Here is a 15,294-nt window from a genome sequence, read left to right as displayed (position 1 = left end):
CGGCCACCAAATCCCCGACAGGCAAGCCGCGCGGAGGGCGTAAGTGATGGCCGAGACAACGCTCCTCGACATCAAGGGCGTCGAGACCTACTACGGCAACATCAAGGCGCTGAACGGCGTCGATGTCCACGTCAACCAGGGCGAGATCGTCGCGCTGATCGGTGCGAACGGCGCCGGCAAGTCGACGCTGATGATGACCATCTTCGGTGCGCCGCGCGCTCGTGCCGGCTCAATCACTTTCGCCGGCACCGACATCACCCAGATGCCGACGCACGAGATCGCCCGCATGCGCATTGCGCAGTCGCCGGAAGGCAGGCGCATTTTCCCGCGCATGACGGTGATGGAAAACCTGCAGATGGGCGCCGGTCTCGACAATCTCAAGCACTATGACGAAGATGCTGAGAAGGTGTTCGCGCTGTTCCCGCGCCTCAAGGAGCGCATTGCCCAGCGCGGCGGCACGCTGTCGGGCGGTGAGCAGCAGATGCTGTCGATCGGACGTGCGCTGATGGCGCGGCCGAAGCTGCTGTTGCTCGACGAGCCGTCGCTGGGTCTGGCGCCGCTCATCGTCAAGCAGATCTTCGATGCCATCCGCGAGCTGAACCGCACGCAAGGGCTGACCGTGTTCCTGGTCGAGCAGAACGCCTTCGGTGCGCTCAAGCTCGCCACGCGCGGCTATGTCATGGTCAACGGCAACGTGACCATGAGCGGCACAGGCAAGGAATTGCTCGCCAATCCGGAAGTGCGGGCGGCCTATCTCGAAGGCGGCCATCACTGATTTTGGAGCGGAATGTATGCATACGGTATTCCGCTCCAACTTGTTTGTTTGTCGCATGACCTTTGTCCGAAAAGTCTGCAACTTTTCGGGATCATGCTAGGAGTCTTCATCATGCAAGGCATTCTTCACGAGGAACCTTCCATCTGGCAGTTCTTCTTCGTCACCTGTCTGCTCGGCGGCTGGGCGGCATGGATGACCGGCAAGGCCAGCGCCCAGACATGGCGCAGCCTGCCGGCGCTGTTCGCCTATCTGCTGGGTCTCGGCATCGGCATCAGGTTCATCCATCATGCCTTGTTCGGCGGCACGATGTTTTCGCTGCAATACTATGTCGTGGACACAATCGTGCTCATGATATTGGGGTTTGTCGGCTATCAATACACGCGTACGAACCAGATGGTGACGCAGTATAATTGGCTTTACGAACGGGCTTCGATCTTAAGCTGGAAACCGAAAGGTTGACGTTCATCATTAACGCCGTTCCGGGGATGAATCGGCGTGACAAGGGCCTGAAAATCGGCAAAGTACGCTTTCTGCGATAAGGGTGGGCATCGCATGAAAGTTTCATCCACGCCCACCTCGTAAATGGGAGCGTTTAAATGAAGAAATCACTTTTGTCCGCCGTTGCCCTGACCGCGCTTGTGGCGTTCGGTGGCAATGCATGGGCTGACGTTATCGTCGGCGTCGCAGGTCCGATCACCGGTCCGAATGCGGCCTTCGGTGCGCAGCTGCAGAAGGGTGCGGAAGCGGCCGTTGCCGACATCAACGCAGCAGGCGGCATGAACGGCGAGCAGATCAAGCTCGAAGTCGGCGACGACGTCTCCGATCCGAAGCAGGGCATTTCGGTCGGCAACAAGTTCGTCGGCGACGGCGTGAAGTTCGTGATCGGCCACTTCAACTCGGGCGTCTCGATCCCGGTTTCGCAGGAAGTCTACGTCGACAACAACATCGTCGAAGTGACGCCTGCGGCGACCAACCCGAAATTCACCGAGCGCGGCCTGTGGAACGTGTTCCGCACCTGCGGACGCGATGACCAGCAGGGCGGCATCGCCGGCGGCTATATCGCGACCAACTTCAAGGACGCCAAGGTTGCCGTCATCCACGACAAGACCCCCTATGGTCAGGGCCTTGCCGACGAGACCAAGAAGGCGATGAACGCTGCCGGCCTGACCGAAGTCATGTACGAAGGCGTCAATGTCGGCGACAAGGACTTCTCGGCGCTGATTGCCAAGATGAAGGATGCCGGTGTTACCCTGATCTATTGGGGCGGCCTGCATACCGAAGCCGGCCTGATCATCCGCCAGTCGGCGGACCAGGGCCTCAAGGCTACCCTGATGTCGGGCGACGGCATCGTCACCGACGAGCTGGCTGCGATCGCCGGCGATGCGGTTATCGGCACGCTCAACACCTTCGGTCCCGATCCGCGCCTGATCCCCGAGAACAAGGCACTGGTCGAGAAGTTCCGCGCTCAGGGCTTCGAGCCGGAAGCCTACACTCTCTACTCCTACGCCGCCATGCAGGTGATCGCCGAGGCTGCTGCCGTGGCCAAGTCGAACGACCCCGTGGAAGTGGCCAAGGCGCTGCACGAGAAGGGCCCGTTCAAGACCGTTCTGGGCGATCTCGCCTATGACGCGAAGGGCGATCCGAAGCTCCCGGGCTACATCATGTACGAATGGAAGAAGGGTCCGGACGGCAAGATCTCCTGGTTCCCGAAGTCGTAATTCGAAACGCAGCTCTATGGAATGCCCGGCGCTCGCGCCGGGCATTTTTGTTGGTGACAGGGCGGCAGCGAGGGTGGCTGGACAAGCCGTTAGCCGGGGTCGAATTTGTGCGGGCACGACAATTAGCGTCACCTCGAGGCGCCAATCGCACGCAGCTTTTCGAGCCGTGGTGCTAGAATCGCATTTAAATCGGTTTAATCTCTCCTCGATTTTGGTTGCACTGCAACATTTTCGCGTTAATCATGCCTCTGCCCCATCCCTCCCTGTCCGGAGCTCCTTCCTTGGCCATCACGAAGATCCTCGTCGCCAACAGGTCCGAAATTGCCATCCGCGTCTTTCGCGCGGCCAACGAGCTCGGCCTCAAAACCGTGGCGATCTGGGCCGAGGAGGACAAATATTCGCTTCATCGGTTCAAGGCCGATGAAAGCTACCAAGTCGGGCGCGGGCCGCATCTGGCCAGGGACATGGGGCCGATCGAAAGCTATCTGTCGATCGAGGAAGTGATCCGGGTCGCCAGACTGTCCGGCGCCGACGCCATCCACCCGGGCTATGGCCTCCTGTCGGAAAGCCCTGAATTCGCAGATGCCTGCGCCGAGGCCGGCATCACTTTCATAGGGCCGAAGCCCGACACGATGCGCCGGCTCGGCAACAAGGTCGCCGCGCGCAATCTGGCCATCGAGGTCGGCGTGCCGGTGGTGCCGGCAACCGAACCGCTGCCGGACGACATGGAAGCAGTCAAGCAGCTCGCCAAGACAGTCGGCTATCCGGTGATGCTCAAGGCATCATGGGGCGGCGGCGGGCGCGGCATGCGCGCCATCCGCGCGGAAGCCGACCTCGCCCGCGAGGTGATGGAAGGCAAGCGCGAGGCCAAGGCCGCCTTCGGCAAGGACGAGGTCTATCTCGAAAAGCTGATCGAGCGCGCTCGCCATGTCGAGGTCCAGGTGCTCGGCGACACGCATGGCAACGCTGTACATCTGTTCGAGCGCGACTGCTCGATCCAGCGCCGCAACCAGAAGGTCGTCGAACGGGCGCCGGCGCCCTATCTCAGCGAGGTATTGCGCCAGGAGCTTTGCGGCTATGCGCTCAAGATCGCGCGGGAGACCAGCTATATCGGCGCCGGCACGGTGGAATTCCTGCAGGACGCCGACACCGGCAAGTTCTACTTCATCGAGGTCAATCCGCGCATCCAGGTCGAGCACACCGTGACCGAGCAGGTGACCGGCATCGACATCGTCAAGGCGCAGATCCACATACTGGACGGCTTTGCCATCGGCACGAAAGAGTCGGGCGTGCCGGCGCAGGCCGACATCGGGCTGAACGGTCATGCGCTGCAGTGCCGCATCACGACCGAGGATCCGGAGCATAGTTTCATTCCGGACTACGGCCGCATCACCGCTTATCGCGAAGCCGCCGGTTTCGGCATCCGCCTCGACGGCGGCACCGCCTATTCGGGCGCGGTCATCACCCGCTTCTACGATCCGCTGCTGGAGAAGGTGACTGCCTGGGCGCCGACACCGGGCGAGGCGATCGCCCGCATGAACCGGGCCTTGCGCGAGTTCCGCATCCGCGGCGTGGCGACCAACCTCACCTTCCTCGAGGCAATCATCAACCACCCGCGCTTCGCCGACAATTCCTACACGACCAGGTTCATCGACACGACGCCGGAGCTGTTCGCGCAGGTGAAGCGGCAGGATCGCGCCACCAAGCTGCTCAACTATCTGGCCGACGTCAGCGTCAACGGCCATCCCGAAACCCGCGGCCGTCCGATGCCGAAGGCCGATGCGGCAGCGCCCGTCGTGCCCTATCTCAACGGCAATGTGCCTGATGGCAGCAAGCAGAAGCTCGACGCGCTGGGGCCGGAGAAATTCGCTGCCTGGATGCGTGAGCAAAAAGAGGTGCTGGTCACCGACACGACGATGCGCGACGGCCACCAGTCGCTGCTCGCCACCCGCATGCGCACGCATGACATTGCCGGCATTGCCGGCACCTATGCGCGGGCGCTGCCGCGGCTGCTGTCGCTGGAATGCTGGGGCGGCGCCACTTTCGACGTCGCCATGCGCTTCCTCACCGAGGATCCGTGGGAGCGGCTGAGTAAAGTGCGCGAAGCAGCCCCCAATCTTTTGCTGCAGATGCTTCTACGCGGCGCCAATGGCGTCGGCTACACCAACTATCCCGATAATGTCGTGCAGCATTTCGTCAGCCAGGCAGCGGCCGGTGGGGTCGACCTGTTCCGCGTCTTCGACTGCCTGAACTGGGTCGAGAATATGCGCGTCGCCATGGACGCGGTGGGCGCGGAGGGCAAGCTGGTCGAAGCGGCGATCTGCTACACCGGCGACATCCTCGATCAGGCGCGCGCCAAATACGACCTTAAATACTATGTCGGGTTGGCGAAAGAATTGCAGGCAGCCGGCGCCCATATCATCGCCGTCAAGGACATGGCCGGGCTTTTGAAGCCTGCCGCCGCCCGCGTGCTGTTCAAGGCGCTGCGCGAAGCCACCGACCTGCCGATCCATTTCCACACCCACGACACGTCAGGCCTGTCGGCGGCGACGGTGCTGGCGGGCGTGGAAAGTGGCGTCGACGCCATCGACGCGGCGATGGATTCCTTCTCCGGCAACACCTCGCAGCCTTGCCTGGGCTCGATCGTCGAGGCGCTGAAGGGAACCGAGCGCGATCCCGGTCTCGATCCGCAATGGATCCGCAACATCTCCTTCTACTGGGAAGCGGTGCGCAACCAGTATGCGGCCTTCGAAAGCGATCTCAAGGGGCCAGCCTCGGAAGTCTATCTGCACGAAATGCCGGGCGGCCAGTTCACCAACCTCAAGGAGCAGGCGCGTTCGCTCGGGCTGGAAACGCGTTGGCACGAGGTGGCACAAGCCTATCACGACGTCAATTTGATGTTCGGTGACATCGTCAAGGTGACGCCGTCGTCCAAGGTGGTCGGCGACATGGCGCTGATGATGGTGAGCCAGGATCTAACCGTTGCCGACGTCGAAAACCCGGCCAAGGACATCGCCTTCCCGGACTCGGTCGTCTCGATGCTGCGCGGCGATCTCGGCCAGTCGCCCGGCGGCTGGCCTGCGAAGCTGCAGAAGAAGGCACTGAAGGAAAGCAAGCCGATCACCGAGCGGCCGGGCTCGCTGCTCAAGCCAGCCGACCTCAAGGCCAGCCGCAAGGAGATCGAGCAGAAGCTGGAGCGCAAGCTCTCGGAGTACGAATTCGCCTCCTGGCTGATGTATCCGAAAGTGTTTACCGACTTCGCCGCCGCGCAGGAAACCTACGGGCCGGTCAGTGTGCTGCCGACGCCGACCTATTTCTACGGCATGAAGTCCGAAGACGAGATCTTCCTGGACATCGAAAAAGGCAAGACGCTTGTGGTGCGCTGCCTTGCGATCGGCGACGTCGATGAGAAGGGCATGGTCACCGTGTTCTTCGAGCTCAACGGCCAGCCGCGCCGTGTCCGGGTGCCAGACAGGGCGCATGGCGCCTCGGCGGCCAAGGCTCGGCGCAAGGCCGAGCCCGGCAACGAGGCGCATGTCGGCGCGCCGATGCCGGGCGTGGTCTCCGCCCTTGCGGTTGCCGCCGGCCAAGCGGTCAAGGCCGGCGACGTGCTGTTGTCGATCGAAGCCATGAAGATGGAGACGGCCCTGCATGCCGAGCGCGACGGCACAGTGGCCGAAGTGCTGGTCAAGGCCGGCGATCAGATCGATGCGAAGGATCTGTTGATCGCGTTTGGCTGACGCGCGGATCCATCACACTGGGGACGGCTGGCAGCAGCCGTTATGGAGCATCGATAATGGCTTGACCCGCCGCGCCTGCTCGGGCATCGAACCCGCTCCCAATTTACCGCGCCAGAATCGCGGTGCTTAAAAAGTAGCGGAGAAAAAACATGGCCGACGACATCACAGATACCAGCCAGACTGTTGCCGCCGGCCAGTTGCGCGCCTTCATCGAGCGCATCGAGCGGCTCGAGGAAGAAAAGAAGACCATCGCCGACGACATCAAGGAAGTGTTCGCCGAGGCCAAGGGCACCGGCTTCGACACCAAGGCGATGCGGTCGATCATCCGGCTGCGCAAGAAGGACCAGGCCGAGCGCCAGGAAGAGGAAACCATCCTCGATCTCTACAAGGCCGCGCTCGGCATGGTGTAAGGCTGTCTGGAAATTCTACTCCGGTTGATATCGCCGGAGCGAATTTCGAAACAGTCTCGGGCCAAGGAATGATGCTGGAACGGGCATCGAACCATGAGCGCATTCGACTTCGGCGCCCGCCGCGCCTCTGAATTCCGCCAACGCAGCTTCTGGGCGCTGTTCGCCGAACGGCATCCGGAGGAACGCGCTTCCATGGCGCGGCGCGGACCCTGGTTCTGGCAGCGCGGGCTGCCTGACTTCGCTCTGGTCCTGTCCCTGTATGTCGCGCCGGCGCAAAGCCAAGTTGGCGTCTTTTTCGGCCGTAACGAGAAGTTCGGCGCGACCGGGGTCTGGTCGCGGCTGAAGCCGTTCCAACCGGCAATCGAAGACAGGCTGAAGCTCAGGCCGGAGCAGAGCTGCGAGGGCCTCGGCATCAATTCGATGTGGCGGGTGAACTGCTATGCCGAGGACAACTGGCCGGCCATGGCCGACTGGCTGGTGACGGAATGCTCGCGCTTCGAGCGCGCCGTCACCGACGTGCTGGGAGAGGGATAGCTATCAGGTGTTGGGGCAAAGCATCGGATCCTTCTTCGGCTCGCGCTGGCAAGGCGCGGTGCCGGTCGAGCGGTTGTTCTGGCGCGATCTAGTCCTTGTCGGCACGGCGATCAACATCGCCTCGTCGGTGGCCGCGCTCATTCTGCTCGGCTTGAAGCTGCCGCTCGCCGTCGTCCTGGCGGTGCATTTCGCGCCCGTGCCCTACAACATCTTTCTGACGTTTGCCGTCTGGCGAACCACGGAAAAATCCAGTGGCGCCAAGGCTTCGTTGATGACGCTCGGGGCTACGCTTTGGCTGATCCTGGTGGTGGTTGTCTGAGAAGATTGACACGAAAAAGGGCGGCCGAAGCCGCCCTTTGAAGATGGTGGTCAAGCTGCGGCTTAAGCCGCCGGCTCGAATTTCAGCGCCACGCCGTTGATGCAATAGCGCAGGCCGGTCGGCGGCGGGCCGTCGTCGAAGACATGGCCGAGATGGCTGCCGCAGCGGGCGCAGTGGCATTCGGTGCGGACCATGCCGTAGCTGCGGTCGACGGTGTTTTCGACCGAACCGGGCACCGGGTCGTTGAAGCTCGGCCAGCCGGTGCCGCTCTCGAACTTGAGCTTGGATTCGAACAGCGGCTGGTCGCAACCGACGCAGGAAAAGGTGCCGGCGCGCTTTTCGTAGAGCAGCGCGCAGCTTCCGGGCCGTTCGGTGCCATGGCCGCGCATGACCGCATATTGCTCGGGCGTCAGGCGGGCGCGCCATTCGGCGTCGGTGCGGGTGACAGGGTAGGTGTGGGTGTCCATTTGATCTCCTCAGCCTTGGCGGCTTTTTTTGATTGCAACCTCATATTCGCACAGAGATAGGCGTTTGTTACGTGTTGCGCTCGCATTTTCAGCCGAGCTCCTACGCAATCGCCTGAAGATAGCGGGCGATCGACGCATGAAATGCCGTTCTTGCGCCGCCGATGATGTTCTGCTGCCACCACGCGCCGTAGATGTCGTCGAATTCGAAAGGCTCAAGTGCCGCCGCGATGCGTCGCACGGCCGGCGCATTGAGCGGAATGTAGTTCGGATAGCTGTACATGAAGCTGACATGGCGACGCGTCGGCGTCACCTGCAATATGTCGCCGGACAGCAGGGCGTTACCGCCATCGCGTTTCCAATGCAGCACCTGGCCGCCGGCAAAATGGCCACCGCAACGCACGAGTGTCAGCGACGGGTTTATGGCCAGCGTCTCGCCCGCCCAGCTGACGATGGCGTTGTGCGGCCGCATGATCCACTGGCGGTCGTCGGCATGGAGATAGATCGGCACGCCGCCAAACGCCTCGCTCCACTCGACCATCACCGAATAATAGTGGCAGTGCGAAATGGCGATCGCGGCCAGGCCGCCGCGACGGTTGATTTCGGCTACCGCCACGTCGCTCACCATCGAGATGCAATCCCACAGCACATTGCCGTGCGGCGTCTGCGCCAGCAGCGCCCGCTGGCCGATAGCAAAGCGCGGCTCGATGCCGAAAGCGAGAACGCCGGCATCGTCCCTCACAACAAGCCTATGTCGGGCAGAAAGTTCTTCCGGGGTGATCCAGGCTTGCCCCTCCCAGCGCACATATTGCCGCTCGTCCTCGCAGATCGGGCAATTTTCCGGCGGGGTCTGCGTTGCCGCGAACTGGACGCCGCATTGCGGGCAAAGAAAGCAGGTCATCGGTTTTCCTCTCATATCAATGCTTGCGTGAGAGCTGCTTCGTCGCGGCTTCCAACCCGGCCAGCGTCAGTGGGAACATGCGGCCGCCGAAGAGATCGCGGATCATCGCGATCGAATGGGTGAAGCCCCAGTTTTTCTGGTTTTCGGGGTTCAGCCAGACCGCATTCGGCCATTGCTGGATGAGGCGGCCAAGCCAGACACTGCCGGCTTCCGGGTTCCAATGCTCGACCGAACCGCCGGGATGCGCGATCTCGTAAGGGCTCATCGAGGCATCGCCGACGACGATCACCTTGTAGTCGGGGCCGTATTTGTGAAGCAGATCGAAGGTCGGGATGGTCTCGGCATGCCTGCGCCGGTTGTCCTTCCAGACGCCCTCGTAAAGGCAGTTGTGGAAGTAAAAATATTCGAGCTGGCGGAATTCGGCGCGGGCGGCCGAAAACAGCTCCTCGACGCTTTTGATGTGGTCGTCCATCGAGCCGCCGACATCGAAGAACATCAAGAGCTTCACGGCGTTGCGCCGTTCGGGGCGCGTCTGCACATCGAGATAGCCGTGCTCGGCGGTGGCATGGATGGTGCCGGGCAGGTCGAACTCTTCCTCCGCACCCTCGCGCACCCAGCGGCGCAGGCGCTTCAGCGCCACCTTGATGTTGCGGGTGCCGAGCTCGACGGCGTCGTCGAAATTTTTGAACTCGCGCTTGTCCCAGACTTTCACCGCACGGCGATTGTGGCTTTCATGCTGGCCGATGCGCACGCCTTCGGGATTGTAGCCATAGGCGCCGAAAGGCGAAGTGCCGCCGGTGCCGATCCATTTCGAGCCGCCCTGGTGGCGGCCTTTCTGCTCCTCCAGCCGCTGCTTCAGTGTCTCCATCAGCTTGTCGAAACCGCCGAGCGCCTCGATCAGTTTCTTCTCTTCCTCGGTCAGGTGCTTTTCGGCGAGCCGGCGCAGCCATTCCTCAGGGATGTTGGCGACACCGACGGCATCGGGGCCGGTGAGCGCCTCGATCCCCTTGAAGAGATGCGCAAACACCTGGTCGAAGCGGTCGATATGGCGTTCGTCCTTCACAAGCGCGGCGCGGGCGAGGTAGTAAAAACCCTGGACGTCATAGTCGACCAGCCCGGCCTCCAGCCCTTCCAGCAGCGACAGATATTCCCTGAGCGAAACGGGAACCCGCGCGGCCTTTAGTTCGAGAAAGAAGGGGAGGAACATGGTTGGCCGTTATCTATGCCGAACGGTCACGGCGGAGTCGCCACGGGCACTGTCGATTTCGCCGGATTGCAGAAGATTTGCCACAGTACGTGGGTTGGGCATGGGCAAGTGCTTTGCGATGCGGGCTTCCGCCCCATTCGCGCATAGCCGACGCGGCATCGGCTATCGCTTCAGCCGGGTTTGCGCCGGCCCCGTGGCAGCCGGCGAGATAGGGCATCCGCACTCCCCAAACGCCGTCACTGCCATCCACGATTCCGACATAGCGGATCATTCGGCTCCTTCCGCGTTATTTCGATCGCGCTCGCATCATAGCAGATCATACTCGATAAAACCTGTCCGCCGCGCGACATGGTCGTAGAGCTTGCGCGCTGTGGCGTTGGTTTCGTGGGTCATCCAATAGACGTTCTTGACGCCGATCTTGCCGGCTTCCTGCTTGACCGCTTCAATGAGGGCCGCACCGATGCCCTTGCCGCGCACATCAGGGTCGGCGAACAGGTCCTGCAGGTAGCAGTTGTTTTTCTCCGACCAGCCGGAGCGGTGATAGAGATAATGGGTCAGGCCGACCGCCTTGCCGTCGAGCGTGGCGATAAATCCCTTCGGTTCGAATTCACCTTCCGTGAACAGTCGTTTCCAGGTGATGTCGTAGACCTCGTCCGGCAGCTTGGTCTCGTAGAAGGTGAGGTAGGCAGTCCACAGCCGCCGCCAGTCGGCATGGTCGGCCAGCGCCAGCGGGCGGACGGTGATCTCGGTCATTTCGGTTCCTCCAAAGCCTTATCGGATTCCGGCGGAATCAGATCGGAAACACCATCGCCTAATCCACCGGCGAATTGTACTCGCGAAATGCGGTCGCCAGCATTTGCAGCGCGTCACGCGCCCGCGGCGCCAGATTGTGCGAATGCAGGACCACTTCGGAGGGGTCAAGCGACGGCAGGCCGAGCTTGCGGCCAACCTCGATCAGGCCGGGCGGAGCGACGCAGTGAGCCAGCGCCGAAACGGCAAAGCCCGCCGATATCGCAATGTTGACGGCCGCGCCGCCGCCGCCGACGAACGCCTCCTCCCAGGCGATGCCTGCTTTGTCCAGCGCCTCGACCGCCCGCACACGATCCGGACAGTTGCACACGGTGCTTAAGAGCGCGAGGCGCAACGGCGTTCCGCGCTGCCACTCGAAGGAAGGTGCGGCGAACCAGCCATAGTGGTTGCGCGACAAGGTCCGGCCAGGACGGCTGTCGCCTTCGCGGTGCACGATGACTGCGTCGAGCTCGCCGTGATCGAAAGCTTCCTTGAGCACCGTGCTGGTGTCGATCCTCAAACTGAGCGTCAGCGATGGATCGTGCGCATGGAGCTGGGCAATCAGAATGGACAGCGCCGGACCGGCGGCATGATCGACAAAGCCGAGCGCAAGCCGGCACGGTGCTGACGCAAACTCCGCCATGGCGCGCTCGTGCGCGGCAAGGAAGTCACGCGCGGCGGGGAGGAAGACGGCGCCTCGTGCCGACAGGCTGACGCGGCGCGGCGTTCTTTCGATCAATCGCGCGCCGAGCTTCTCCTCAAGGCGGCGCAGCTTGACGCTGATCGTCGCCTGCGTGCTGCCCAGCGCCGTGGCCGCCTGGGTGAAGCTCTGCAGATCGGCCACCATCACAAAGGTTCGTACGGCGTCCACATCAAGACTGGTCATCGCAGCACTCCATTGGGCCAATCATTCCGTTTTGTCATTTCTGATATAGCCGAGCATAGCCTTTTTTCATGGTCGAGTCTCCTCTATCTCAAACTGGTCGCGGTTTGAAGAGCGCCTCATGCTCGGATGGAAAGAGATCGATATGCCAATTCAACGAAACACCATAGCGCTCACCGGCGTGTGCCTGGCGTCGCTGCTGTTCGGGCTCGAAATCTCCAGCGTGCCGGTGATCCTGCCGAAACTGGAAAGCGTGCTCGCCGCCAATTTCAGGGATTTGCAGTGGATCATGAATGCCTACACCATCGCCTGCACGACAGTGCTTATGGCGACGGGGACATTGGCCGACCGTTTCGGCCGCAAGAGCGTGATGGTGATCACCACCGTCGCCTTCGGCCTCGCCTCGCTGCTGTGCGGCCTAGCGCCGAGTGCGGCGCTGCTGATCGCCGCCCGCTTCCTGCAAGGTCTCGCCGGCGGCGCGATGCTGACCTGCAGCGTCGCCGTGCTGTCGCATCAGTCCCAGGACGGCCGCGAACGCGGCAAGGCTTTCGTCGCCTGGAGCGTCGTCTCAGGCATCGGGCTCGGTTTCGGGCCCGCCATCGGTGGCTTGATCGTGGCGCTGTCGAACTGGCAATGGGTGTTCCTCATCCACGTGCCGCTGGCGATCCTGGCGCTCGCCTTTATCGGCGCCGGTGTCACGCAATCGCGCGATCACAATGCCCAGAAGCTCGACTGGGCCGGCATGCTGACGCTGTCGGCTTCTGTGTTCGGCTTCTCCTATCTGATTACGCAGGGTGCGGATCTCGGGACCAGCGCCCGCATCGGCGTGATATCAGCCTCCGTGGCTGCGTTCATCGCTTTCCTTGTCGCCGAGAGGGTCAATCCCTATCCGATGTTCGATTTCTCCGTGTTCCGCATCCGCCAGTTTTCCGGCGCGATCATGGGCGCCATCGGCATGAATTTCAGCTACTGGCCGTTCATCATCTATCTGCCGATCTATTATTCCGGCGTTCTCGGCTACGACAGCACGACGACCGGCCTGCTATTGCTCGTCTACACGCTGCCGTTCATGGTGATGCCGCCGATCGCCGAGCGCATTCGCGCGCGCTATCAGGCACGAATTGCCATCCCGCTCGGTCTGCTGACGCTAGGGATCGGTTTCATCGCCATGTGGATCGGCTCCAGGCTCGAGGGCGCCACCTGGCTGACCATGCTGCCCGGCACGCTGATTGCCGGCATCGGCATCGGTCTCACCAATTCGCCGACCACCAATACCACGACCGGCGCGGTATCGCCGGATCGTGCCGGCATGGCGTCCGGCATCGACATCAGCGCACGCCTGATCACGCTCGCTATCAACATCGCGATGCTCGGCCTGCTGCTGACGCAAGGTATCGTTTCCCACCTGCGGGCCACACTCGGCGCGGCTTTGGAGCCGGATGAGTTGCGGGCACTGGCGGAAAGGGCCGCCACCGGCAATCTGGAGGGCCTTGCGCAGGGGACGCCGAAGCTCGCAGCCCTCGACCCATCCGGCGCCATCGTGCATGCCGCGCTGGTCAATGGTTTCGGCTGGGTCATGCTCTATTGCGGGATCGGCGTTCTCGCCCTGTCGGTCATCGGCTTCGTCATCTTCGGGCCGAAGCGCGTCGCGCCGCAGGAGACAGGGCTTGCGGCGGCCGAGTGATCGGCCGAAGCCCGCTCATAGCGCTCAGCCCGCCCGCCGATCCTTATCCCTGCCGCCTGGCCATGAAAGCAAGGCGCTCAAACAGATGCACGTCCTGCTCGTTCTTGAGCAGCGCGCCGTGCAGTTTCGGCAGCGCGTTCCTGGGGTCGGCGCGCAGATCCTCGGGTGCGATGTCGTCGGCGACCAGCAGGCGGATCCAGTCGAGCGCCTCGGAGGTCGACGGCTTCTTCTTCAACCCCTGCACATCGCGGATCTCGTAGAACTGGGTCAGGGCAGCACGCACCAAATTCTGCTTTATGCCGGGATAGTGCACGTCGACGATTTTGTGCAGCGTGTCGACATCGGGAAAGCGGATGTAGTGGAAGAAGCACCGGCGCAGGAAGGCGTCGGGCAGTTCCTTCTCATTGTTGGAAGTGATGATGACGATGGGGCGCACAGCGGCGCGGATCGTTTCGCCGGTTTCGTAGACGAAGAACTCCATCCGATCGAGTTCCTGCAAAAGGTCGTTGGGGAATTCGATATCGGCCTTGTCGATCTCGTCGATCAACAGCACGACCTTCTTACCGGCCGCGAAGGCGTGCCAGAGCTTGCCGCGCTTGATGTAGTTTTTGATGTCGTTGAACCTGGCATCGCCGAGCTGGCTGTCGCGCAGCCGCGAGACAGCATCATATTCATACAGTCCCTGCTGCGCACGGGTGGTCGACTTGACGTGCCATTCGATCAGGTCGAGGCCGAGCGCCGATGCCACCTGGCGGGCAAGCTCGGTCTTGCCGGTGCCCGGCTCGCCCTTGACCAGCAATGGCCGCTCCAGCGCGATCGCGGCGTTCACCGCCACCATCAGATCCTTGTCGGCGACATAGGCCGCCGTGCCTTCGAAACGCATACTTGCTCCTCGGTTGGTCAGCGCGAGCGTAAGGACGCTGCTTGACCTGTGCAAGGGCGAGCCGGCTGCGACCAAAGCGTGTGAGATCGAAATGGAAACATCGGCTCATGTCACTAGCGCTTGACCGACCAGCCGCCTATATTGGGCTTGGCGGTCTGCGCTTCCCGGCAGGAGAACATTTTCCCCGGGGCCTTAACGATCCTTAGGGAGCTGTCCCTGGGAAGACCCGTGGGTTTTCTCATACGGCGCCCACCTACTTTGTAGGTTCCCGGGATCGCTCTCTCCACCGGTTGTGTGGATCGTCACTTACCTGTATCCGCCCAGTTTGGCGGATGATGTGGTAGAAAACGTCGCTCATGAAACGTCACCCAGATCCGACCTTTTCTATCGTCCGCGGATGACATCTCCCAAAGCCCTGAAAAAGCAGCTGCGCCTCGAGGCACTCGGCCGCCGCGATGCGCTCGATCCGCTGTGGCGGGTGGAGATCGCGCTTGAGATGGCCGAGACGGCGCGCGACCACCTCGCCATCGAGCCGGGTCAGATCGTTTCAGCTTTCTGGCCGATGCGATCGGAAGTCGACATCAGGCCACTGATGTTCGCCTTGCGCGAGAAGGGGGCCAGGCTTTGCCTGCCGGCCATCCTCGACAAGACCACCATCGTCTTTCGCGAACTGGTGCGCGGCGCGCCGATGGTCGAGATGGGTTTTGGCACGGTCGGTCCGCATGCGGAGGCCGAGGTTCTCGATCCCGCGGTGATGCTGGTGCCGCTCGCGGCCTTCGACAGCCGCGGTCATCGCATCGGGTATGGCGCCGGCTATTACGACCGCGCCATCGCCAGGCTGATCGACAAGGGCCAGCCGCCACGACTGATCGGCATCGCTTTCGATTGCCAGGAGGTGGGTCTGGTGCCGGATGAGGCGCACGACGTCATCATCCCGGAAATACTCACCGAGAGCGGTTTGCGCCGCTTCGATATCGCTTAAAAGAC

The 15,294-nt window shown here is 62.4% G+C and carries 15 protein-coding genes and 1 other RNA gene; 10 read left to right on the top strand and 6 right to left on the bottom strand.

Going from position 1 to position 15,294, the window contains the following annotated elements:
* Positions 1-46: 46 nt before the first annotated feature.
* The 7 genes from X728_RS142475 (at position 47) to X728_RS142505 (ending at position 7,496) form a co-directional block, all read left to right on the top strand.
* Positions 47-775, top strand: a complete 729-nt coding sequence (locus X728_RS142475; protein ID WP_023668718.1) for an ABC transporter ATP-binding protein — start codon at positions 47-49, stop codon at positions 773-775.
* 111 nt (positions 776-886) lie between these two features.
* Positions 887-1,234 (top strand): DUF6867 family protein, encoded by a 348-nt coding sequence (locus X728_RS142480; RefSeq protein ID WP_023668719.1) that lies wholly within the window; start codon positions 887-889, stop codon positions 1,232-1,234.
* Between the two features lie 137 nt (positions 1,235-1,371).
* Complete coding sequence (locus X728_RS142485) at positions 1,372-2,493, top strand: branched-chain amino acid ABC transporter substrate-binding protein (RefSeq protein ID WP_023668720.1); 1,122 nt, start codon at positions 1,372-1,374, stop codon at positions 2,491-2,493.
* A 281-nt stretch (positions 2,494-2,774) separates the two neighbouring features.
* Positions 2,775-6,233: a pyruvate carboxylase gene (gene pyc, locus X728_RS142490; protein WP_023832609.1), complete on the top strand. Its 3,459-nt coding sequence runs from the start codon at positions 2,775-2,777 to the stop codon at positions 6,231-6,233.
* Positions 6,234-6,382: 149 nt separating this feature from the next.
* Positions 6,383-6,643 (top strand): DUF2312 domain-containing protein, encoded by a 261-nt coding sequence (locus X728_RS142495; RefSeq protein WP_023668722.1) that lies wholly within the window; start codon positions 6,383-6,385, stop codon positions 6,641-6,643.
* 93 nt (positions 6,644-6,736) lie between these two features.
* Entirely contained in the window at positions 6,737-7,177 is a 441-nt protein-coding gene (locus X728_RS142500) for a hypothetical protein (protein ID WP_023832608.1), read from the top strand.
* Between the two features lie 7 nt (positions 7,178-7,184).
* The gene (locus X728_RS142505) at positions 7,185-7,496 is read left to right on the top strand and encodes a hypothetical protein (protein ID WP_031193151.1); all 312 of its coding nucleotides are present in this window, start codon (positions 7,185-7,187) and stop codon (positions 7,494-7,496) included.
* A 62-nt stretch (positions 7,497-7,558) separates the two neighbouring features.
* Here the strand turns inward: X728_RS142505 and msrB are convergent, their stop codons facing one another.
* From msrB to X728_RS142530, 5 genes are all read right to left on the bottom strand, one after another.
* Positions 7,559-7,963, bottom strand: coding sequence for a peptide-methionine (R)-S-oxide reductase MsrB (msrB, locus tag X728_RS142510; protein WP_023832607.1), 405 nt, complete (start codon positions 7,961-7,963; stop codon positions 7,559-7,561).
* Between the two features lie 100 nt (positions 7,964-8,063).
* Positions 8,064-8,861: a hypothetical protein gene (locus X728_RS142515; protein ID WP_023752636.1), complete on the bottom strand. Its 798-nt coding sequence runs from the start codon at positions 8,859-8,861 to the stop codon at positions 8,064-8,066.
* A gap of 16 nt (positions 8,862-8,877) precedes the next feature.
* Positions 8,878-10,068 carry a VWA domain-containing protein gene (locus X728_RS142520; RefSeq protein ID WP_023752635.1) on the bottom strand — a complete coding sequence of 397 codons (1,191 nt, stop codon included), beginning with the start codon at positions 10,066-10,068 and terminating at the stop codon, positions 8,878-8,880.
* Positions 10,069-10,374: 306 nt separating this feature from the next.
* The gene (locus tag X728_RS142525; RefSeq protein ID WP_023668728.1) at positions 10,375-10,821 is read right to left on the bottom strand and encodes a GNAT family N-acetyltransferase; all 447 of its coding nucleotides are present in this window, start codon (positions 10,819-10,821) and stop codon (positions 10,375-10,377) included.
* A gap of 58 nt (positions 10,822-10,879) precedes the next feature.
* A complete protein-coding gene (locus X728_RS142530) occupies positions 10,880-11,743 on the bottom strand; it encodes a LysR family transcriptional regulator (RefSeq protein ID WP_023737887.1) in 864 nt (287 codons plus the stop codon).
* A gap of 142 nt (positions 11,744-11,885) precedes the next feature.
* Here X728_RS142530 and X728_RS142535 point away from each other — a divergent pair, with 142 nt between their 5' ends.
* The gene (locus X728_RS142535) at positions 11,886-13,424 is read left to right on the top strand and encodes an MFS transporter (RefSeq protein WP_023818221.1); all 1,539 of its coding nucleotides are present in this window, start codon (positions 11,886-11,888) and stop codon (positions 13,422-13,424) included.
* Between the two features lie 43 nt (positions 13,425-13,467).
* Here X728_RS142535 and X728_RS142540 read toward each other — a convergent pair whose 3' ends face one another.
* Positions 13,468-14,307, bottom strand: coding sequence for a MoxR family ATPase (locus tag X728_RS142540; RefSeq protein WP_023694573.1), 840 nt, complete (start codon positions 14,305-14,307; stop codon positions 13,468-13,470).
* Positions 14,308-14,456: 149 nt separating this feature from the next.
* Between X728_RS142540 and ssrS the strand changes: the two genes are divergently transcribed.
* Positions 14,457-14,612, top strand: a non-coding RNA gene (gene ssrS, locus X728_RS1000000169400) — 6S RNA.
* A gap of 92 nt (positions 14,613-14,704) precedes the next feature.
* Positions 14,705-15,289 carry a 5-formyltetrahydrofolate cyclo-ligase gene (locus X728_RS142545; protein ID WP_023832606.1) on the top strand — a complete coding sequence of 195 codons (585 nt, stop codon included), beginning with the start codon at positions 14,705-14,707 and terminating at the stop codon, positions 15,287-15,289.
* The last annotated feature ends 5 nt before the right edge of the window (positions 15,290-15,294 follow it).

It is taken from the genome of Mesorhizobium sp. L103C119B0, from assembly GCF_000502235.1.
GTDB lineage: Bacteria > Pseudomonadota > Alphaproteobacteria > Rhizobiales > Rhizobiaceae > Mesorhizobium.
This window is presented reverse-complemented; position numbering and strand designations above follow the sequence as displayed.